Here is a 20,524-nt window from a genome sequence, read left to right as displayed (position 1 = left end):
ACATCGGCACACTATTGAGTTCTCACACAACACACACCCACGAAGACAACCACCCCAAACCAGGGCAACCACCACGTGAGCAGCGAGAGAAAACATTAACAAACAATTAACCAGAAAGTCAAACCAATGACTCTCAGCGGCTAACCGCACGAAAACATTTCCCCCACATCAGCCAACCAAACACATAAACTGCCTGGCCACGCTGACCTCCAGATACATTACACACACCCCACCAAAGACACAAAACCCCAGGTAAAATAGCGAAAACCACCACAAGCCACCACTGGAGAATCACTCCCTACGGTTCTGAAGCATCCAGAACCGAAGACTTGCGATGGTTTTCCACACCGCACGTTTAACTAGCACCGTGCGCTTAGCCGTTAGCCACTGACCAGAGGCCAACAATCACTAGCTAACCCGTTCAACCGATGCGCCAAGAGAATTGAGTGTCTCTACGAAGCCCGGGTAACCACGGTCGATGTGATAGACATCGTGCACCTCAGTGACGTCACCTTCTTCAGTACACAGCCCAGCAAGCACTAGTCCCGCTCCGGCGCGAATGTCCGAAGACCACACAGGTGCCGAACTCAGCGTTTCCTTTCCGCGAATCATCACGTGGTGGCCATCGATGGTCGCGTCAGTGCCGAGGCGAATCATCTCGTCGACAAACCGGAAGCGCGACTCAAAAACGTTCTCGGTAAGCACTGACGCCCCTTCGGACACCGCAGACAGAGCAATGGCCATGGGCTGCATGTCCGTCGGAAAGCCGGGGTATGGAAGCGTTTGATAGTTCACACCCTGCGGACGCCCGTCCATACGCACGCGGAAGCCCTGCGGATAGGTCTCGACCTGAGCGCCTGCGTTCTTCAGTTTTTCCAGAGGAAGGTGCAGGTACTTAGGGTTGATGCCAACGACCGTAATATCGCCGCCGGTCATCGCCGCAGCATAGGCCCAGGTCCCTGCGATAATTCGGTCGCCGACGACCTTGTGCTCAGTCGGGTGCAGCTTCTCGACACCCTCAACCGTGATGGTGTTAGATCCCGCACCCGAGATCTTGGCGCCCATCTCCACGAGCATCTCGCACAGGTCGACAATTTCAGGCTCACGGGCGGCGTTATCCAGCACAGTCGTACCTTCAGCTAGTACGGCCGCGGTCAGAATGTTCTCGGTCGCGCCGACGGACGGGAAGTCCAGCTTGATGTTCGCACCTTTGAGTCGCCCTGCCTCAGCCACCACGCAACCGTGGTGAATATAGGTGCGTGCACCCAATTTCTCCAGGCCAGCCTGATGCATGTCCAGCGGGCGGGAACCAATTGCGTCACCACCGGGCAGTGCGACAACCGCATTACGAGTACGCGCCGTCAGCGGCCCGAGCACACAGACCGAAGCGCGGAACTGGCGCACGGCATCGAAGTCAGCGTGATGCGAGAGCTCTTCGGGCACCGTGATTTCAATCCGGTCGCCCTCGCGCGTCACGGAGCAGCCGAGCCCTTCGAGGACTTTTTGCATCAACGGAACGTCGTCAATTTCAGGGCAGTTTGTCAGTACTGTCGTGCCTTCGGCGAGAAGCGCCGCGCCCATCAGCTTCAAAACCGAGTTCTTCGCCCCGGAAATCTGAACCTGACCGTTTAGCGTCGCTCCGCCTTTAACCAGAAATCGCTCATTTCCCACTCCCCCAGCCAACCACATTTCGCAATATCGCGCTTAGGCTTGAAACTATGAGCGTTCATCTAACTCGCATTTACACTCGCACCGGCGACGACGGCACCACCGGATTGTCCGATTTCAGCCGCGTCCCCAAGGACGATTCCCGCCTCATCGCCTACGCCACGTGCGAGGAGGCCAACGCTGCACTCGGCCAGGCGCTCAGCTTGGGCACGCTTGCCGACGAAGTCTCAGCCGTCATTCGCTACGTGCAGAATGACCTCTTTGATGCCGGAGCCGACCTGGCAACGCCTATTGAAGAAAACCCGAAGTACCCGCCGTTGCGTATCGAGCCGGATTACATCGAGCGACTCGAGCACTGGTGCGACCAGTTCAATGAGCAACTGCCGAAACTGGATTCCTTCATCCTCCCGGGAGGCACACCAGCCGCGGCACTGCTGCACACAGCTCGGGTGATTACTCGCCGGGCCGAGCGTGCGGCATGGGCTGCCTGCCGCGAGTTTCCCGAAACCACCTCAGTCCTACCGGCGAAGTATCTCAATCGCCTGTCTGATCTGTTGTTTATTCTTTCGAGAGTGGCCAATGACGGCAATGACGTTAAGTGGGTCCCCGGTGGTGAGCGCGAAACCGAGCGGCAATCAGGGGGTAAGTAGCAGGCCAAGTAGCAGAACTGACACCCCAATACCCGTGGGTTTGGGCGCAAAGGAACCGTCGTCAAGCGATTTACGGCAGTGCGCCGATGCGACGGGCCGCGTTGACGGCCTCATAGCGAGTGTGGGCGCCCAGCTTGCGCATCACGGAGCGGAGGTAGGACTTAACCGTCTCGGCACCGATGCCCATTTCCTCTGCGGCCTCGACGTTGGTGTGACCGAGGGCGACACAGGCGAGAACATCGAGCTCACGAGCAGACAACTTGGTGGTCTGCTTAACGCGAACCGGGGTGACCATCTGGTCACAGAGAACCTCGAGCTCCTGGCGCAGCTTCTCATCATCCACGCGGTTAGCGAGCATGCGCAGCTTGGAGTGCGTGGAGCGAACCTGCTCCCACTCAGCGCCATTCATGATGCGGCCGCCCTTACCGTTGCCAGAGCGATCCATGTTGCGGCAGGCATCGACGACAGCGAGGTCCTGCTCCAGGCAACGGGCGGTCATTGTGACCTCTTCAAGAACCTTGTCCCCCAGGCGCACCGAGGAGTGCACGCCACCGTAGAGCACGCCACGAACAAGACGCGAAACAATCACCGGCACGGCGACCAGCGAGTGCAGGCCTTCGTCACGAATCTTGTCGTCATACTCATGGGTAATAACCTTGGCGCGCAGGTAGTCACTGACACCCACCGGGCGGCGCGTGGCCAACACGCGACCACCGACACCCGCACCCGATTCCACAGTCAGATTCTGCAGGGCCGGGGTACGCAGGCCAACCCAGTTGTTGATCTGCATCTTAGAGTTATCGGTGACTTCCGCATACATTGTGACCGGAATACCAGTCGCATTCTTTAGGGCGACCAAGGACGACTTAATAACCTCATTGTCGTCCAGAATGCGGTGGGGATCCATCTCGCGTCCTCCTGCGTAACGGGCAAATTGCTTCACTGGCACCCACAGAGGCACCATCAGCCTGTGACTTCGCGCCGACTTACACTCCTACGAAATGGCCAACTACCGCTCAGCGGCTACTGACCCTTTCGGGGGCTGTAAACCGTACAAAGTAGATAGTACCCTCCGAACGGGTACACCTGCATTAAGGCATCCGTCACACAATCTTAGGAAACAACTAGGTTTCTCTACAAGTACGTAAAGAAAATACCAGGATAAATCCTGTCATTAGCCCCGCCTCGGCCGAATGGATACAAGGCAGGGGGTAGCTATTTTTCCGCCAATAAACTGCGTGAATGTTGATAACAGAGGGTAATGAACGGCGTTTTACCCCCAATGCGGACATTTTCGAAAAAGACCTTCGCTTATTTAGCACCGTGCGCTATTGTCATCCATGCAACAGGTTTTGTTGAGTTCCGCTTTCAATGCTACGTCCTCCACGTGGTTGTCCGAAGGTGGTGCACAGCAAACGCAAGAGGGAATCCGGTGCAATTCCGGAACTGTCCCGCAGCGGTAATCTGGAACAAAATTCGCCAACGGCACTGAGGTTATTTCAACCTTGGGAAGCGGCGAAAAGTAGGAAAACTGATTGTAAGGTTCTGCACGTAAGCATTGAAGCGAGCGGCAGTCGTCATCCCCTTATTGTCGGTCACGCCAGGAAGTCCGAATACCTGCCTGATGCGCCGAGGGCACTGTGAAGTGCCACGGCCACGGAGATCGCCCGCGGACAGGTGTGACGTGAAATGGAAGCGAAGAAATGCGACAGCTTCGCCTATATTTCTAGGCCTATTTTCATAGGCATTACGCCCTGCCCGCGGGCGTTTTTCTCGTTTTTAGCGCGGTTTAGCTGCACATATCGATGAGCTATTCACCAACCAAGCCACTCGCTTAAACATCCTCTGGATGGAGCACATCTCGCCCAATCGCCTTAGAAATCACGGGCGCCCAGGGCAAAGCCAATCGAGCATGTTCGACCAACCGTCGATCGGCCAAAATTTCCTCTTTGGAGCCAACTCGCAGTTTGCCGTCGGCAAGCACTGCTGCCCTATCGGCGAAATTCCACGCGAAGTCGATGTCGTGCGTGGCGACGACGACGGCTGTGCCCTGATCGCGCAATTGATTGAGCGTGTGTGCAAGCTTTCGGGTTGCCTGCGGATCGAGGCCGGCGGAGGGTTCGTCGAGAAGCAGCACGCGCGGATGCATCGCCAGCGCACCTGCGAGAGCGACGCGCTTACGCTGACCATAGGAAAGCTGGTGCGGAACGCGTTCGGCGAGATCAGTGATTTCGGCGGTGCCCAGGGCCTCCCGGACGCGCCGCTCGACTTCCTCGTTCCCTAGCCCCAGGTTGACGGGACCGAAAGAGACGTCTGCAAACACGCTAGCCGCGAAGATTTGCTCATCCGGATCCTGCGTGACCATCTGTACTGAGCGGCGGACCGTATTGCGGCCGTGCCGGGAGTACTTGTAGGCGGTGCCGTCAAGGCGGACCTCACCGCCATCGGGCTTAGAAGCTCCCGCGAGCATACGCAACAGCGTGGACTTGCCCGAGCCGTTTGCTCCCAACAGCGCTAGGCGCTCGCCGCCCGAAATTGCCAGATCCACGCCTTTCAGGACGTGAGTTTCGTCGTAAGCGTATGTAACTGCGGCCGCTTCCACAATGGCACCGTTGGCACCATGTACGTGATCAGCGCTATTTTTCCTGCTGATCGACATCCCTATACACCCCATTTCAGCAGCGCCCAGGCCGCAATCAACGACAAAAGTAAGGCACTGGATATTGCGAGGAACTTCGGCTGCCTCGGCCGCGAAATCACCAGTACTTTCATTGCGCTCGGATCGGCGCGCAGCTCAATTCCCTCTTGCATCTTGCGCGCGCGGGTAAAGGCAATGACAAAAAGGCTGGCGGACTGCGCCGCCGCATCACGGATCATCGCCCGGCGCGTGGAGTGCCCAAGACGTCGCGCTTGGGCTTCCGTCATTGAGCGCGCGGAGTGAATCAGCACGCCTGTCATCCGATAAATCACTTCAGCGAGGTACGTCAGGTACCGAGGCATGCCGTGCTTGTCGAGCCACGCAATAAGTTCCGAAATCGGAGTGGTCAGCGCAAAGACCATCGTGCAGCTGATACCCGCAAACGAACGCATCACAACCTGCGCCATTCGCTGCGGGCCATCCGGCGACCACGCGAGACCGTCGGGAGTAAGCGCTACCAAAAGCGGAAACGCGCCGACGAGCACAAAAGCCGCCGGTGCCAGCACCATTGCCACATACAGCTTGCGGGGCACTCGGGCTATGTACGCAATGAACCAAGCAATCACCGCAATGACAGGCGCAAAGGGAATCGGCGGAAGCGCAACTGCCAGAATCAACAGCCCACCGAGCAGCAGAATCTTTTCACCCACGTTGCGGCGTGCCCAAGCGCTGCGCGCCGCTGCGGCTTCTAGCGCATTCACTGCTCTTTCTCGCGCTTGTCTGAACGCGCAGCAGCCTTCCCTCGGTAGAAGCCAATAACGTAGAACAGGACGCCGGCACCGATAACGGCCTGGAGCGCGAACAGACCCGACTCGACCTCACCTGGTAGTTCGCCGACGAGTGGTTCGAACCACGGCTCGTAGTTCGGGTCGATTTCCTGAATTGTCTCCGTAGCAGTGGCATCAGTGCCGGCGAACGGCTCCTCGGCGTCGTCGTCCCCGTAGTTGAAGAACAGCGGGAACATGGCAATTACGGCTACCAGGACAATGAGACCGACGCTGACCCCCACGGAGTTCTTCTTCGGCTGGCTCGCTGCCTGTGCGTCGACAATCTGCGCGTTGTTTTTTGCATTCATAATCGTGCTCTCTTTCGCTTCTTTTCGCTTGACGACGGCTACTGCTTCTGGCCGGATACGGATGCAGCTGCAGCATTCTGCGAAGTAACAGATCCTGCAACAGCGTCGGCCGTGGTGTCTGCAGCTTTCGCCTCCAGCGCCGGTGCTGGCGCATCGCCGAAGCGGGACAGGAAGCCGAGATCGAGGAGCTCAGAGTGTGCCACGGCCAGCAGGGTGCGCATGAGAATGACGGTTACCAGAGCCTCGATGATTGCCAGCGGAATCTGCGTGATAGCGAACAGGCCGAGGAATGTAGCCAGCGCGCCACCAACACCGCCCGGGTTTGCCGGGTGTGCAAGAGCGAGCTGCATGGAGGTCACAACGTAGGTGGAGAGGTCAGCGAAGAACGCTGCCATAAACACCCCTGGTAGCAGGCCTCCGCCGAGCTTTCGAGTCAATACGTAGAAGGCGTAGCCTACCCACGGGCCGACGATTGCCATGGAGAAGATGTTCGCACCGAGCGTCGTAATGCCGCCGTGAGCGAGCAAGATTGCTTGGAAGAGCAACACGATGGAGCCAAGCAGCGCCATCACCGGAGGTTTGAAGATTACAGCACCAAAACCCGTACCTGTCGGGTGCGAAGTGGAACCCGTTACAGATGGAATCTTGATTGCGGAGAGCACGAAGGTAAACGCACCAGCAGCACCGAGCAGCATGCCGCTACCGGGATGTTCTTTCATAGTGCGCTTGACTTGCACTGCGCCGTGAATGACAAAGGGAGCGGCAGCTACACCCCACCCAATGCAATGAGTGACTGGGAGAAATCCCTCAGCAATATGCATGATGTAAATCATCTTTCTACGGCGCTATTCACCTCGACAGCACCGCTCGACCGCCAATCCGCGGACGCGAATTGGATGATTTACAGTCGGTCTCCTGGCTGATGGGCTGAGCAAAGCTTCACACTTCTATTAATGCCTCGCCTCCTTCCCCAAAGGTTTGAGTCCCCCTGAGTGGCTTCGACGAAGCATCGCAATCATCGGGTCTATTGCCTGCGTTTTCGGTTATCGCATATAACCGCTGTGCAGATAACGGCCGCAATCGCGCCCAATCACAGTGGCGAGGGCCGCTGCCTATTTGCAAGGCATTCCCGTGCACTGTAAATCACGTCTCAGAATAGTGGATTCTAAGAAACTTTAATTCTCTTTACCCTCACAATGGAGGTAAGGACGAGCAAGGCAACCAGATAGCGTTAACGTAGCTAGAGCAGGAGCATTGCAAAAATAGCGGTGCGCCTGCGACGGCGCCGACCGCGGCGACTATGACGGTGGCGGCACCGGAACTGACAGCTTCCACTTCCCTACGCAAGCCATGAAATAGACGAACTGGTCTGTACTAATTGCAGGATCAGGCGTACACTACGGCTACACGCGAAAACTCATTAGGAAGTCCTCTGTGATTTCCGGAATGGATAAGATTAATGACTATTTATAACGATGTCACTGAACTGATCGGCAACACCCCGCTGGTTAAGCTCAACCGTGTTACCGAGGGCCTGCCAGGCAACGTGATTGCCAAGCTGGAGTTTTACAACCCTGCCAACTCGGTCAAGGACCGCATCGGCAACGCAATTATCGATGCCGCCGAGCGCTCTGGCGAGCTCAAGCCGGGCGGAACCATCGTCGAGGGTACCTCGGGCAACACCGGTATCGCGCTGGCAATGGTCGGTGCAGCCCGCGGTTACAAGGTCATTCTCACTATGCCGGACACCATGAGCCAGGAGCGCCGCGTCGTTCTGCGCGCCTTCGGCGCTGAGCTTGTACTCACCCCGGGCGCGGATGGCATGCGCGGTGCTGTCGATAAGGCCAACGAAATCGTAGCTAACACCGACAATGCAATCCTGGCTTCCCAGTTCGCCAACCCGGCCAACCCGGCTATCCACGAGGCAACCACTGGTGAAGAAATCTGGGAAGCTACCGACGGCAAGGTTGATTACTTCGTGGCTGGTGTCGGCACCGGCGGCACCATTACCGGTGCAGGTCGCGCGCTGAAGAAGCACAACTCGGACATCAAGCTGGTTGCCGTTGAGCCGAAGGCCTCCCCGCTGCTGACCGAGGGCACCGCCGGCCCGCACAAGATTCAGGGCCTGGGCGCAAACTTCATCCCAGAGGTTCTCGATCAGGAGCTTCTCGACGAGATTATTGCGGTTACCAACGAGGACGCTATTGAGGTCTCCCGCAAGGTCGCTGCAGCCGAGGGCATCCTCGGCGGTATTTCCGCCGGTGCGAACATCAAGGCTGCTCTCGAGATTGCAGCCCGCCCGGAGTCCGAGGGCAAGAACATCGTCGCGATTGTTCCTGACTTCGGCGAGCGCTACGTCTCCTCCATCCTGTACGAGGATCTGCGCGACTAAAGCCAAGCGCTATAAGCGCCCGTAACCTTCCCTGCAGCGCCCGCTAGCTGGCACTTTCCGTCGGCAAGCGGGTTTTTGCATTGCCCACACTTCCGACCAGATAGAATTGACGCCCATGAGTGACTTTTTCCGAATCCTCAAAGAGGATCTGGACAATGCCCGCGCGCACGACCCAGCTGCGCGCGGTGATGTAGAAAATGCCATTGTCTACTCCGGCCTACACGCAATCTGGATTCACCGATTCTCGCACCGCCTTTGGAAACGAGGCGGGATTTTCAAGGGCATTGCACGAGTACTCGCACAGTTTTCCCGTTGGCTGACTGGTATTGAGATTCACCCGGGCGCTCAAATTGGCCGAAGGTTCTTCATCGACCACGGCATGGGCATCGTCATTGGCGAAACCGCAGAAATCGGTGACGGCTGCATGCTCTACCACGGCGTGACGCTTGGCGGACGCTCACTGGAGAAGGTAAAACGCCACCCCACCCTGGAGGACAACGTCACCGTCGGAGCAGGTGCGAAAGTCCTTGGCCCCATCACAATTGGTGCAGGCTCATCAATCGGCGCCAACTCCGTGGTCACCCACAGCTGCCCACCCGATTCCATCGTGATAGGAATTCCGGGCCGCGTACGCCCTGCCAAGCCCGAAGAGCACAAGCCGTTGTGCGATCCGGCGGTGTACGTCCAGGGCGACGGGGACTTCATCTAGCCCCTCCCTAAAACTAGCTCTACATACAAAAGCCGGCCGGCTGCTCTCCCTATCTTGAGCAGCCGGCCGGCTTCTTTGTGCGTTCTTCGCCCTTCAGCGACTAGTCAGCCAGTAGATCCTGGTATTCCGGGTTTTTCTCCACGAAGTTGGCAACAGCGGAGCAGCTAGTGCGAATCTTGCGGTTGTTCTTCCGAACATCATCCAACGCGCCTGCGATAAGCGGCTTGGACAGGCCTTGTCCACGGAACTTGCCATCTACAACCGTGTGGTCAAAGTCCAGGGCACCTTCCACCGGGGTGTAAGCGGCAAAGCCGGCCTCTTCTCCCTCTACGGTGAGAACGTAGCGCTGACCGGCCTCATCATGCGAAATAGTGTGTGCCATTTTCGAAATCACTTCCCTCTCGTGGTTGTGAAGCGTCGTCATTGCAAACGACTCTTAGGATGTAACCCAGATAACAGCTCTCGCTTCGGATTAATTCCGAATCCCGGCTAATTCTGCACTAGCGGGGGTTCGCCCGGGTGCTCGTCGGCACGCCCGACAGCGACACGGCACGGGACATCGCCCTTCGCGACCTTAGCCGCAGCCTCACCCTCTGCCCACCCCGGGCTGACGGCCTCAGCGAGTGGGCCTGCCAAATCCGCCATTTCGCAGTGAGACAGCCCCGGAGCCACCACACTGATGCGATAACGCTTCCGATCCCCCGGATCCATGCCTGGGTTGGCCTCCGCCCACAAATCAGCGAGCGAAGAAGTGCGCCCCACATCGGGCATGACATCCTCGTAGACGTTGACTTCCTGATCCGGAATCAGTTCCGCGAGCGCCCCACGAACCTTCTCAGCAGCCGATTGGCTGCCCTCAGCATCCGTGTAGACGAAGATGCGCACGACCCACGGCAGCGTCTTATCGTGGGACAGCGTTCCTGCTGAGGCGAATTCCTTACTCATGCACAACATCCTATCCGCTAGGGTGTGTACGCGGTTTAATTTCCCCCACTTTAAGGTTTTCGCACGGCTCAATGCACTTTGCTTTACGACGCTCACGTCGAAAACCCACCGGGGTGAAGAACAAAGAATCCCCAGCCCGTTTCCGGACTGGGGATTGATTGTGGCCAGAAGCGGGATCGAACCGCTGACCTTCCACTTTTCAGGCGGACGCTCTACCGACTGAGCTATCTGGCCAGACTTGAAATTAATCAAGTGGCGACCCTGACGGGACTTGAACCCGCGACCTCCGCCGTGACAGGGCGGCGCGCTAACCAACTGCGCCACAGGGCCTTAAATGCCGTGCTCAACTTCCTGACTTACCAGCGCTGTGCACGAGTTGTTACTCTACAGAACAGCGCTGAACATAAGCAAATCGCCAGTTCATGGCAGATATTTTAAGTTCAAAACTGACATCCAGCCCCGGGTCTCGGGGCAACCTAGACTGTGGCGCCCCCGGTGGCTGCGACGAGTTAATAGACAAAAGTATGCCCGCTCAGCATGTCGACGGGTGGACCCTCTTTGCCACTTAGCCCTTAATGCGAGTTACTGACTGCGTTTATGACTAGCGGCGTTGGGTCGATGCGAGTTACTGACTGCGTTTATGACAAAAATGGCCCGAAAAATGGCTTGAAAGTGTCATAAACTTACACAGTTTCACATTTGCAGCCCGCAGTTTTTCGGACCGTCAGTTTTGCTACCTAACCCCGGGGTTGTGGAGCTGCCGCAGTTGGGGGCCTGACCAGTCACTACCTTGAGAATCAGACACACTTTTTGTCTATTACCCCCCACACACACCGACGCCCAGCACACCACTAACCAAAAGCAAAAAAACACCAGCTCCAACCGGAACTGGTGTTTAGAATTGCGACCCTGACGGGACTTGAACCCGCGACCTCCGCCGTGACAGGGCGGCGCGCTAACCAACTGCGCCACAGGGCCATCATGATTTTTAGTGGTACTCCCAACGGGATTCGAACCCGTGTTGCCGCCGTGAAAGGGCGGAGTCCTAGGCCTCTAGACGATGGGAGCCCGACTTAACGCTGCAAAGAGTTAGCCACTATGTGGCGAAACAGCGTACATCTGCAGTGTATGAACATTGCATTTGCGCGCGCTCTTGGCAACGTAAAGAACTATAGAGGATAAGTACCCTTTTCCCAAAATCCACGTTTGAACTGGAATTTCTTGCTATTTCCGCGGACGCTCCTAGTACTCCGATAAGCTCACAACTATGGCAATTCCGGATTTCATTGTTCAGCTCCGCGAAAAAGTGGGCCACGCTCCGCTCTGGCTCCCTGGTGTCACGGCTATCGTCATTCGCGATGTTCCGCCGAATGCACCGATGTACGCTCTGCCCGAGGTCTTACTTGTTCGTCGCTCCGACAATGGCGAATGGACTCCGGTCACTGGAATCGTCGACCCGAACGAGCAGCCACACGACGCCGCTGTGAGGGAAGTAAAGGAAGAAACGGGACTCGACGTCACAGTTGAGGCCCTGCTTGGCACTGGCGCCGTCGGCCCTGTCGAACACCTCAACGGCGATGTTGCCTCATATCTGGATATCTCCATGCGCTGCAGTGTTGTTGGCGACGACGTCCCCTATGTCGCTGATGATGAATCCACTGATGTCGGATGGTTCCAAATCTCACAGATGCCACCGATGAAGCCACGCTTCCGCTTGATAGTCGCCGATGCCGTGGCGCAGCTCAAGCACCCGGCGGGCTTCAAGCCACGGATGGGCTACCACAAGCGGGAGAAGTAGGTGCCACAGAGGGCAAATACAGGCAAGATACGACAAAACCCCAGGCTGTTGATGACCTGGGGTTTTGCGTGCTTGTGGGCCCTGCGGGGCTCGAACCCGCGACCTGCGGATTAAAAGTCCGTAGCTCTACCAGCTGAGCTAAAGGCCCGCGCAACAAAATAGCCTAGCAATTACGCGCTTGTTTTTAATAATTGCCCTCCGCGAGTTTTGCCTTGCCCGCGTCGATAAGTTCACGCCCCGGAACTTTTTACTCCTTCTGTCCGACTGAATTAATAAGCAGGAATACTGCGGGCACTTGATGCAGGCTTCGACAAATCCGACGAAGTACACGCATCGTTTATGTCTACTTTTTCAGTCGAGGAAACATGGATGTCGTCGATATATCTCGTTGGCAATTTGGCATAACCACCGTCTACCACTTCATTTTTGTCCCACTGACAATTGGTCTAGCTCCGCTCGTCGCGCTCATGCAGACACTGTGGGCCACGACGAAAAATGACCTTTGGTACCGAGCGACGCGGCTTTTCGGCACCATCTTCATCATTAACTTCGCCATGGGCGTGGCTACGGGTATCGTCCAGGAATTCCAGTTCGGTATGAACTGGTCGGAGTACTCCCGCATGATTGGTGATGTCTTCGGCGGCCCGCTGGCTCTTGAAGGCCTCATCGCATTCTTCCTGGAATCCACTTTCCTGGGACTGTGGATTTTCGGTTGGGGGCGTATCCCCACCTGGATGCACACGCTCTCGATTTGGATTGTCGCTATTGCGGTGAATATCTCGGCGTATTTCATCATCGTCGCCAATTCGTTCATGCAGCATCCTGTAGGCGCGGTCTACAACCCGGAAACCGGCCGCGCAGAGCTGACAGACTTTGGCGCACTGTTGACCAACTCCACTGCCTTGGCAGCTTTCCCGCATGCCGTGGCCAGCTCTTTCCTTACCGCCGGCACGCTCGTTGTCGGTGTCAGCGGCTGGTGGCTAGTTCAGAGCCGCCGTGGTGGTCAGCGCGATAGTGTCCACGAGCGGACGTTCCACAAGGCCATGAAGGTCGGGCTCTGGACAACTGTGCTCAGCTCGCTAGCGGTGTTTATCACCGGCGATATCCAAGCCAAGCTCATGTTCGAGCAGCAGCCGATGAAGATGGCATCGGCCGAGTCCCTGTGCCACACGCAGACAGATCCAATGTTCTCGGTTCTGACCGTCGGTACGCACAACAATTGTGATTCAGTGCTGCACCTCATCGAGGTGCCATGGGTGCTGCCTTTCCTGGCCGAGGGCAAGTTCAGCGGCGTCACGCTCCAGGGCGTGCAGGACCTGCAGGAAAAGGCTGAGGCGCTCTTCGGTCCTGGTAATTACTCTCCGAACCTGTTCGTCACATACTGGTCTTTCCGCGCCATGATTGGGCTCATGGTCGGTTCGCTGGCTATCGCGTTTTTTGCTTGGCTGTTTACTCGCAAGGGGCGCGTGCCGACGGGCAAACGAGCCCGCATTTTCGCTGCTTGCAGTATCCTCGCGATTCCGTTCCCGTTCTTGGCCAGCAGCGCTGGCTGGATCTTTACGGAGATGGGCCGTCAGCCCTGGATTGTGCACCCGAACCCGGATCACGCGGGCGACCCGCGCACCGAGCTGATTCGCATGACCGTCGATATGGGTGTGTCCGACCATGCACCGGCCACGGTGATTATCACCCTGGTGGGCTTTACCCTGCTCTACCTGATTTTGACAGTGGTGTGGTTCTGGTTGATTCGCCGCGCAGTTATTGCCGGACCTCCGACCGAATCCGCTGAGGCAATCAACGCTATCAGCAATGCTCCTGAGCACGCTGGCCCGTCGTCACCAATCGCTACCGATCTGGGCGCGATTGTCTCGTCTCCGGTGCGATTCAACAAGGTCCATGCCCAGTCCGCTGCCAGCCCCGACTCCGAAGTCTCCGCGACTGAGGACACAAAGTAGATAAGGATGTACCTCTGACATGTTCGGATTAGATCTTCCCGTTTTGTGGTTTATCCTGATCGCGTTCCTCTTCGCCGGCTATTTCCTTCTCGAGGGCTTTGACTTCGGCGTCGGAATGCTGCTGCCGTTCGTTGGCCGCGATGAACCGCGTCGTAAAGCGATGCTCGGAACTATCGGGCCGGTATGGGACGGCAACGAAGTGTGGCTAATTACCGCTGGCGGCGCGCTCTTCGCGGCATTTCCGGAATGGTATGCGTCCATGTTTTCCGGCTTCTACCTGCCGCTCTTCTTGATTCTGGTGGCGTTGATTGTCCGTATCGTCGGGCTGGAATGGCGCTTCAAAGTCAACGATGAGCGCTGGCGCGCCTGGTGTGACCGCGCGATCATCTTCGGCTCCTGGTTGCCGCCGATTCTGTGGGGCGTGGCCGTGGCGAACCTGGTGCGTGGTGTCCCGCTGAATGCCGACAAGAACTTGGACTCCGGCTTTAGTACCCTGCTCGGGTTGCTGAACCCGTACGCCCTGGTCGGCGGGATTGCGTTTGCGGCTGTGTTCGCTCTTCACGCAGTTACTTTCCTGCGGCTGAAGACCGCCGGCAAGTTACGCGACGAGGTCGGCAACGCCGCTCGAATTCCGGCACTGTCGGCGCTGATTTTTGGCGGCGTGTTCCTCATCTGGACACAGCTGGGATACGGAAAGACCTGGCTGTGGGCTGTTGTTGTCATCGCCGTCGCGGGGCTGGTCATTGCCATCTCCGCAACCGTAAGCAACCGCGACGGCATCGCCTTTTCCGCAACCGCGGTCACCGTAGTCGCCGTCACCACCGTTGTCTTTGGCGCCATGTACCCGTACCTGATGCCGACGACGCTTGCCGACGGCGTCTCCCTCGATATCTGGAATTCCGCCTCTAACCCCTACACGCTGAAAATCATGACCTGGACCGCGCTGGTGATTACCCCACTGGTGATTGCCTACCAGGCGTGGACATACTGGGTTTTCCGTAAGCGACTGATGGCGGAGCGTAAGGTCTCGCAGTAGACCGTCCGTTGGAGGTTAGTTTCTAGAAAGTGGCACCTGTCGATCCGAAACTATTCAAGCTGTCGGCCCCAGCCTGGCGTTGGGTCATTTTCGCGGGCGCACTGACCGCCGCGAGCACAGGTGCCACGATCGCATTGGGGCTGGCAATCGGCACTATTACGGCGCAGGTTCTGGGTGAGGCAACTCCTAATTGGACACTATTCGCGCTGGTAGCCATGGCCGCCGTGCTCGTTCGGGTGGCCTGCTCCTACGCGCTCGTGCGTTTCGGCCAATCTGCGGGTGCACGCGTGGCTACAGACCTGCGCAGCCGTGCACTGCGAGCCCTGGCTCTGCGCGATCCTCGCACTGTCGACACCGCGCACTGGCGCGCATTGCTTTCGGTCGGGCTCGATGGTGTGGCCGTCTACGTGGCGGAATTCCTCCCTGCGCTGGTGGCCGCAGCGCTGGCTACCCCGATGGCACTGGTCGCGGTCGCTTGGTTAGACCTCCCATCGTTTGCCATCGCGGTTGTCACGCTGCCTCTTATTCCGCTGTTCATGTGGCTGGTAGGTCGCCTCACTGAGGGCCGCACAGAACGCCGTCTGGCCGACATCGGCACCGTTCGTGGTCAGATTCTCGACCTGGTCATCGGCCTGCCAACCCTCAAAGCACACGACATGGCCGATGCCCCCAGCGAGGAAATCAAGCGCCTGTCGACCCGCCACCGGAAATCCACCATGGAGGTCCTGCGCATCGCTTTCCTATCCGCGTCGGTCCTGGAATTCCTCACCACTCTGTCAGTCGCCCTCATCGCCGTCGGCATCGGTTTCCGGCTTCTGGGAGGCCACATGACACTGGCGACCGGCCTGGCAGTGCTCATCATCGCTCCAGAAATCTATGGCCCGGTGCGGCAGGTTGGCCAGAAATTCCACGCCGCTCAGGACGGTGTGGTCGCTGCCACCGAAGTCACGGAACTGTTAGACAAGGACGCTGGCCAGACTCCAAACTCCACAGACACCACCTCTGAAACGATGGAGGAGGTGGCCGAAGGAACGTCGTCAAGCAGTGCCCCCAGCTCACCCACGGTCGTGTTCGAACGCCTTTCCGCGCCGGGGCGAGACGGCGTGCGGCCAAGTGAATTAAGCGCCATCGCGCGGCCGGGCACGGTGACGGTGCTGGCGGGGCCGAACGGTGTGGGCAAGACGACAGCGCTGCTTGCGGTCGCCGGCATCGTGCACGAGGGGCTGGAAGGCTCCGTAACTATTCGCGACGGCGAGCGTATGCTCCGTGACCAGGATCTGCTGCGACGCATCGCGTGGCTGCCCCAGCGCCCAGTGTTGGACGCAGCGACGGTGGGAGACAATTCGCGGCGCTCACTCGGGCAACGTCAGCGGGAGGCGCTTCGGCGCGAGCTTGCCGACGACACCCGCGACCTCGTCCTCCTTGATGAACCGACAGCTCACCTGGATGCCGACAGTGCGCAGTCCGTGATTAGGCTCCTGCGTGCACGTGCCCGGCGCGGAGCCACGGTGATTGCCACCAGCCATGATCCGCTGTTGATTGCGGCCGCCGACGGCGTGGTGGAGGTGCAGTCGCGATGACTACTCTGCAAGCGCTTCGTCGCCTGGTGAAACCCCGCGACCTGGTGTGGCCGGTGTTGGCGGGCACCATCACGCTGCTGTCCGCGCTGAGTCTGACCGTGGTGTCAGCGTGGCTGATTACGCGTTCCTGGCAGATGCCGCCGCTGATGGACATCACCTTGGCGGTGACGTCTGTGCGCGCGCTGGGTATTTCGCGAGCTGCGTTTCGATACCTCGACCGGTTGGTCTCCCACGATGTGGCGTTGCGAACCGCCGAGCGCTCGCGCGTGAAGCTATGGGAGCATTTCGTCGCTGATAGCAGGCTGGCGCTGCGTGAGCGTTCCGATATTGTCACCGCGCTCGGGGCGAATATTGACGCACTTGCCGATGCCGTCGTGCGTTCAATAGTGCCCGCATTAGTGGCGCTTATGACCTCCCTCATCGCCGTCATCTTCGTAGCGCTACTCTCGCCTGCCGCTGCGGTTCTCCTGGCTGTGGGACTGCTTCTGGCCGGCGGTGTTGCTCCTTACCTGACGTATCGCGCCACTGCGCGCTCAAGTCAGCGTCGCGCGGCCGCGCTGCAGTCGCATGCCGCTGCCGTCGAAGCGCTGCTTTCCGACGCCGCCGGCCTGCGTATCCACGGCCAGTTGGATAAGGCAGTCTCTGCCGCGTCATCCTCCAGCAAAACGGTTGCGGCCATCGATGACGCCACAGGTCGAGCAAATGCCCGCGCTTCCGCGCTGAGCACCGCGGCTAGCGTGTTGACCGCTGTCCTGACCGTGGTCGTAGCGTCATGGTTGGTGACGGATTCGGCCGGGGGCGCTGGAGGCGGTTTACTGCACTCCCCCGAGTGGCTGACAGTTCTAGTTCTGGTGCCGCTGGCGGCTTTTGAGTCAGTTGGTCCGCTGCCAGCTGCTGCGCAAACACTGGCGCAATCGAGGGAAGCCTTGCTGACGCTCGCGTCAAGTGCGAGCGAATCAGAGGAAGCGGATGTCATGCGCTCGACCCCATCCCCCACAGCGCCAATCCACACGTCCACGCTCCCTCAGAACCACCTGGCAGTTCGGCCGACGCTGCAGGTTCAAGACTTAATCGTGGGCTACCCCGACGACAACAGTTCGAATACTGCGGAAGAGCCCGCTGCCCAGCCAGCTGATGCCGCAGCATCCCAACCAGCTCAACTGCCGATGCAAAACTTCGAGGTCACCTTCGGCGACTACCGGGAGATCACGGCGCCGTCGGGAAGCGGAAAGACGACGCTGCTGAAAACAATCGCCGGACTAATCCCGCCGATTGCGGGCACGGTGACTATCACTGACGGAGACGGACGCGAGCTGTGGCGCAGTGCGGCAAGTGCCGGAGAGCCCCACGTAAACACGGAGCAGTGCGACTTGGTGCGTTTTATCGCCGAGGATGAGCACATTTTCGCCACGACGGTGCGGGACAACATCTCTATTGGTAACCCGCAGGTCAGCGACGATGACATTTACTCCGTGCTGGACGCCGTGGGCCTGCGCGATTGGGTCGATGCCGCACCCGACGGCCTGGACACGATTCTGGACAGCGGCGCGGACAGTCTCTCGGGTGGTCAGCGGCGCAGGCTCATTCTCACCCGTGCGCTTGTCAGCACAGCGCCAATCCTGCTTCTCGACGAACCCACCGAACACCTCGACGAAGAGTCGAACCACATCCTGGAAATTCTCCGCAATACCACCGACCTGCCCGGTGGGAGGGGTCGCCGAACGGTGATCGTCGTCAGGCATCCGCGGACGCAGCGCTAACCGGGGCGATCCGATCCGCCAGATAAAACAGATTCGAAAACGGCAGTTCAGCGTGACACAATACTGTACGTGTTAGATACCTCCACGAGTCCACTCAGCGCCGCCAAGCCCGCCGATGCCACGTCCGCGCACATGCACATCGGCCCCTTTGAGCTCGCTTCCCCCGTGGTACTCGCTCCGATGGCCGGTGTCACCAACGTGGCATTCCGAACGCTGTGCCGCGAGCAGGAGCTGCAGCGTACAGGCACGGTCTCCGGCCTCTATGTCTGCGAGATGGTCACCGCGCGAGCACTGGTCGAGCGCAACGAGAAGACCATGCACATGACCACCTTCGCGCCTGACGAAAACCCGCGCAGCCTGCAGCTCTACACCACTGATCCGAAGTGGACCTACGAGGCAGCGAAGATGATTGTCGACGAAAACCTCGCCGACCACATCGATATGAACTTCGGCTGCCCAGTACCAAAGGTCACCCGCAAGGGCGGCGGCTCGGCGCTGCCGTATAAGCGCCGCCTCTTCGGCAACATCGTCGCCGCAGCGGTAAAAGCCACTGAGGGCACGGACATCCCGGTGACCGTGAAATTCCGCGTCGGTATCGACGACGAGCACCACACACACCTCGATGCCGGCCGCATCGCCGCTGAGATGGGCGCCCAGGCTGTGGCTCTGCACGCCCGCACCGCAGCGCAGCGCTACTCCGGTCACGCCGACTGGTCGCAGATCGCGCGACTGAAGGAGCACATGGTCGACTCCGGCTTCAGCGATATCCCAGTGCTTGGCAACGGCGACATCTTCGCCTCCACTGATGCCCGCAAAATGCTCGACGAGACCGGCTGCGACGGTGTCGTCGTCGGTCGCGGCTGCCTTGGTCGCCCGTGGCTGTTCGCGCAGTTGTCCGCCGAGCTGCGTGGCGAAGAAGTGCCGCCGGCACCAACATTTGGTGAGGTCGCGGGGATTATCCGTCGTCACGCGGAACTGCTCGTGGAGCACGAGGGCGAGCGTAAGGGCTGCCGCGACCTGCGCAAGCACATCGCCTGGTACCTGCGGGGATACCCTGCCGGCAGTGAGGTGCGGAAGTCTCTCGCGCGCGTCGATTCGCTGGCAACGCTCGACGAGATTCTTGCACCGCTTTACGACGGCCCCAGCGCCCACGCCCGCCCGGAGGACGCCGACGGCGCCCGCGGCCGACAGGGGTCCCCTGCAAAGGTGGTCTTGCCGGAGGGCTGGCTGGACGACCCGGAGGACGACACCGTGCCCGAGGGCGCGGAGATTATGCACTCCGGCGGCTAGGCTTCGGTTCTGAGCGAGTGTTTACATAACTTTACGAGGGGTAATTGGGGGCTCCCCACTAACGCGCGACCTTGTTGAGGATTGCCTACTATGGAACGCATGCGCACTGTCTATCGAGAACAAATGGACAACTTGGCTCACAGCCTGATTGTGATGTGTGACCGAGTTGGCTCCATGCATAAGCTTGCGAACAAGGCCCTCTTTGAGGCTGATTTAGTCTCGGCTGAAACCGTTCTTTCCCAGATTGATTCTCTCGAAGACCTGCGCCAGGATGCGGAGCAGCGAGCCTTCGAGCTGTTGGCCCGCGAAGCTCCTGTGGCTGGTGATCTCCGGCAGATTGTCAGTGGCCTCTACATTGTCGAGGACATCTCCCGCATGGGCGCGTTGAGTGTGCATATTGCCAACGTTGCCCGGCGTCGCCACCCGAACAAGGCACTGCCGGAGCCCGTGGAGGGGTTCTTCCGCGAGATGGCCTCCGTATCTGAGCAGATGACGCACGAAACCCGTCAGGTGCTCATCGACTACGACGTTGACCAGGCATTGGCCTTGGATAAGACCGATGACAGCATCGACGACATCCACCAGCACCTGTTTACGCTGACCAACGACGATAATTGGCCGCACTCCCCTGCGCAGACAGTGGATGTCACTCTGCTGAGCCGCTTCTACGAGCGCTACGCGGATCACGCCGTCGAGGTTGCCGCCCGGATTATTTACCTGGCCACCGGTTACAAGCGCGATGTCTACCTGGACAAGCTTGAGGACGAGCGCGACCAGCGCAGCTTTAACCAACGCCTGCAGGCCCTGGAGCGTCACCTGCGGATGTAGGTCCGTGAAGTTGCAGGCTGTTGGGGGCTGGGTATTGGGCTGCGCTGAAGGGCTGTTGGGGGGTGGGTGTTTGGGCTGAGCTGTAGGGATGTTGGGGGCTGCTGGCCTGTAGGGATGTTGGGGGCTGCTGGCCTGGGGCG

At 59.0% G+C, this 20,524-nt stretch carries 18 protein-coding genes, 5 tRNA genes and 2 riboswitches; of the genes, 10 read left to right on the top strand and 13 right to left on the bottom strand.

Translation table 11 applies throughout. The features are described from left to right. Nucleotides 1-408: 408 nt before the first annotated feature. Nucleotides 409-1,671: a UDP-N-acetylglucosamine 1-carboxyvinyltransferase gene (gene murA, locus NQ014_RS10465; RefSeq protein ID WP_257075252.1), complete on the bottom strand. Its 1,263-nt coding sequence runs from the start codon at nucleotides 1,669-1,671 to the stop codon at nucleotides 409-411. 47 nt (nucleotides 1,672-1,718) lie between these two features. Here murA and NQ014_RS10460 point away from each other — a divergent pair, with 47 nt between their 5' ends. Beyond that, nucleotides 1,719-2,318: a cob(I)yrinic acid a,c-diamide adenosyltransferase gene (locus NQ014_RS10460; protein ID WP_257075251.1), complete on the top strand. Its 600-nt coding sequence runs from the start codon at nucleotides 1,719-1,721 to the stop codon at nucleotides 2,316-2,318. A 70-nt stretch (nucleotides 2,319-2,388) separates the two neighbouring features. Here the strand turns inward: NQ014_RS10460 and ramA are convergent, their stop codons facing one another. The 5 genes from ramA to NQ014_RS10435 all read right to left on the bottom strand — a co-directional run bounded on the left by ramA (nucleotide 2,389) and on the right by NQ014_RS10435 (nucleotide 6,912). Further along, nucleotides 2,389-3,225 carry an acetate metabolism transcriptional regulator RamA gene (gene ramA, locus NQ014_RS10455; RefSeq protein ID WP_005511953.1) on the bottom strand — a complete coding sequence of 279 codons (837 nt, stop codon included), beginning with the start codon at nucleotides 3,223-3,225 and terminating at the stop codon, nucleotides 2,389-2,391. Nucleotides 3,226-3,700: 475 nt separating this feature from the next. Next, a riboswitch (cobalamin riboswitch) is annotated at nucleotides 3,701-3,958 on the top strand. A 194-nt stretch (nucleotides 3,959-4,152) separates the two neighbouring features. Beyond that, nucleotides 4,153-4,977: an energy-coupling factor ABC transporter ATP-binding protein gene (locus NQ014_RS10450; protein ID WP_257075249.1), complete on the bottom strand. Its 825-nt coding sequence runs from the start codon at nucleotides 4,975-4,977 to the stop codon at nucleotides 4,153-4,155. A gap of 2 nt (nucleotides 4,978-4,979) precedes the next feature. After that, on the bottom strand, nucleotides 4,980-5,717 hold the full coding sequence (gene cbiQ / locus NQ014_RS10445) for a cobalt ECF transporter T component CbiQ (RefSeq protein WP_257075248.1): 738 nt from the start codon (nucleotides 5,715-5,717) through the stop codon (nucleotides 4,980-4,982). Further along, nucleotides 5,714-6,091: an energy-coupling factor ABC transporter substrate-binding protein gene (locus tag NQ014_RS10440; protein ID WP_257075247.1), complete on the bottom strand. Its 378-nt coding sequence runs from the start codon at nucleotides 6,089-6,091 to the stop codon at nucleotides 5,714-5,716. Before NQ014_RS10440 ends, cbiQ begins: the two co-directional genes overlap by 4 nt. Before the next feature lie 38 nt (nucleotides 6,092-6,129). Further along, nucleotides 6,130-6,912 carry an energy-coupling factor ABC transporter permease gene (locus tag NQ014_RS10435; protein WP_257075246.1) on the bottom strand — a complete coding sequence of 261 codons (783 nt, stop codon included), beginning with the start codon at nucleotides 6,910-6,912 and terminating at the stop codon, nucleotides 6,130-6,132. Nucleotides 6,913-6,978: 66 nt separating this feature from the next. Next, nucleotides 6,979-7,247, bottom strand: a riboswitch (cobalamin riboswitch). 303 nt (nucleotides 7,248-7,550) lie between these two features. Here NQ014_RS10435 and cysK point away from each other — a divergent pair. Continuing rightward, complete coding sequence (cysK, locus tag NQ014_RS10430) at nucleotides 7,551-8,483, top strand: cysteine synthase A (RefSeq protein ID WP_257075245.1); 933 nt, start codon at nucleotides 7,551-7,553, stop codon at nucleotides 8,481-8,483. A 115-nt stretch (nucleotides 8,484-8,598) separates the two neighbouring features. Next, nucleotides 8,599-9,192 carry a serine O-acetyltransferase EpsC gene (gene epsC, locus NQ014_RS10425; RefSeq protein WP_257075244.1) on the top strand — a complete coding sequence of 198 codons (594 nt, stop codon included), beginning with the start codon at nucleotides 8,599-8,601 and terminating at the stop codon, nucleotides 9,190-9,192. 100 nt (nucleotides 9,193-9,292) lie between these two features. Here epsC and NQ014_RS10420 read toward each other — a convergent pair whose 3' ends face one another. The 6 genes from NQ014_RS10420 to NQ014_RS10395 all read right to left on the bottom strand — a co-directional run bounded on the left by NQ014_RS10420 (nucleotide 9,293) and on the right by NQ014_RS10395 (nucleotide 11,205). Continuing rightward, nucleotides 9,293-9,574: a GNAT family N-acetyltransferase gene (locus NQ014_RS10420; RefSeq protein WP_042388192.1), complete on the bottom strand. Its 282-nt coding sequence runs from the start codon at nucleotides 9,572-9,574 to the stop codon at nucleotides 9,293-9,295. A gap of 107 nt (nucleotides 9,575-9,681) precedes the next feature. Then, complete coding sequence (locus tag NQ014_RS10415) at nucleotides 9,682-10,137, bottom strand: hypothetical protein (protein WP_070833585.1); 456 nt, start codon at nucleotides 10,135-10,137, stop codon at nucleotides 9,682-9,684. Nucleotides 10,138-10,298: 161 nt separating this feature from the next. After that, nucleotides 10,299-10,371: transfer RNA gene (locus NQ014_RS10410), tRNA-Phe, on the bottom strand. A gap of 19 nt (nucleotides 10,372-10,390) precedes the next feature. After that, a tRNA-Asp gene (locus tag NQ014_RS10405) sits at nucleotides 10,391-10,467 on the bottom strand. Nucleotides 10,468-11,041: 574 nt separating this feature from the next. Further along, a tRNA-Asp gene (locus tag NQ014_RS10400) sits at nucleotides 11,042-11,115 on the bottom strand. Between the two features lie 14 nt (nucleotides 11,116-11,129). Beyond that, nucleotides 11,130-11,205 (bottom strand) — tRNA-Glu (locus NQ014_RS10395). 199 nt (nucleotides 11,206-11,404) lie between these two features. Here NQ014_RS10395 and NQ014_RS10390 point away from each other — a divergent pair. After that, nucleotides 11,405-11,935: an NUDIX domain-containing protein gene (locus tag NQ014_RS10390; RefSeq protein ID WP_257075239.1), complete on the top strand. Its 531-nt coding sequence runs from the start codon at nucleotides 11,405-11,407 to the stop codon at nucleotides 11,933-11,935. A 75-nt stretch (nucleotides 11,936-12,010) separates the two neighbouring features. Here NQ014_RS10390 and NQ014_RS10385 read toward each other — a convergent pair. Then, nucleotides 12,011-12,083 (bottom strand) — tRNA-Lys (locus NQ014_RS10385). A 217-nt stretch (nucleotides 12,084-12,300) separates the two neighbouring features. On the opposite strand from NQ014_RS10385, the gene NQ014_RS10380 reads away from it, so the two are divergent. The 6 genes from NQ014_RS10380 (at nucleotide 12,301) to phoU (ending at nucleotide 20,384) form a co-directional block, all read left to right on the top strand. Then, on the top strand, nucleotides 12,301-13,890 hold the full coding sequence (locus NQ014_RS10380; protein ID WP_257075238.1) for a cytochrome ubiquinol oxidase subunit I: 1,590 nt from the start codon (nucleotides 12,301-12,303) through the stop codon (nucleotides 13,888-13,890). A gap of 19 nt (nucleotides 13,891-13,909) precedes the next feature. Beyond that, a complete protein-coding gene (gene cydB, locus NQ014_RS10375; protein ID WP_257075237.1) occupies nucleotides 13,910-14,926 on the top strand; it encodes a cytochrome d ubiquinol oxidase subunit II in 1,017 nt (338 codons plus the stop codon). A 29-nt stretch (nucleotides 14,927-14,955) separates the two neighbouring features. Next, entirely contained in the window at nucleotides 14,956-16,506 is a 1,551-nt protein-coding gene (locus tag NQ014_RS10370) for an ABC transporter transmembrane domain-containing protein (RefSeq protein ID WP_257075235.1), read from the top strand. Next, nucleotides 16,503-18,266: a thiol reductant ABC exporter subunit CydC gene (gene cydC / locus NQ014_RS10365; protein WP_257075233.1), complete on the top strand. Its 1,764-nt coding sequence runs from the start codon at nucleotides 16,503-16,505 to the stop codon at nucleotides 18,264-18,266. The genes NQ014_RS10370 and cydC overlap by 4 nt, the downstream gene beginning before the upstream one ends. A 132-nt stretch (nucleotides 18,267-18,398) precedes the next feature. Continuing rightward, nucleotides 18,399-19,556, top strand: coding sequence for a tRNA dihydrouridine synthase DusB (gene dusB / locus NQ014_RS10360; RefSeq protein WP_049173080.1), 1,158 nt, complete (start codon nucleotides 18,399-18,401; stop codon nucleotides 19,554-19,556). Between the two features lie 90 nt (nucleotides 19,557-19,646). Then, nucleotides 19,647-20,384: a phosphate signaling complex protein PhoU gene (phoU, locus tag NQ014_RS10355; RefSeq protein WP_080969597.1), complete on the top strand. Its 738-nt coding sequence runs from the start codon at nucleotides 19,647-19,649 to the stop codon at nucleotides 20,382-20,384. Nucleotides 20,385-20,524: the final 140 nt, after the last annotated feature.

The organism is Corynebacterium sp. 5QC2CO, from assembly GCF_024580435.1.
Lineage (GTDB): Bacteria > Actinomycetota > Actinomycetes > Mycobacteriales > Mycobacteriaceae > Corynebacterium > Corynebacterium jeikeium_D.
The sequence above is the reverse complement of the archived record's forward strand: the minus strand, read 5'-3'. Positions and strand labels throughout refer to the sequence as shown.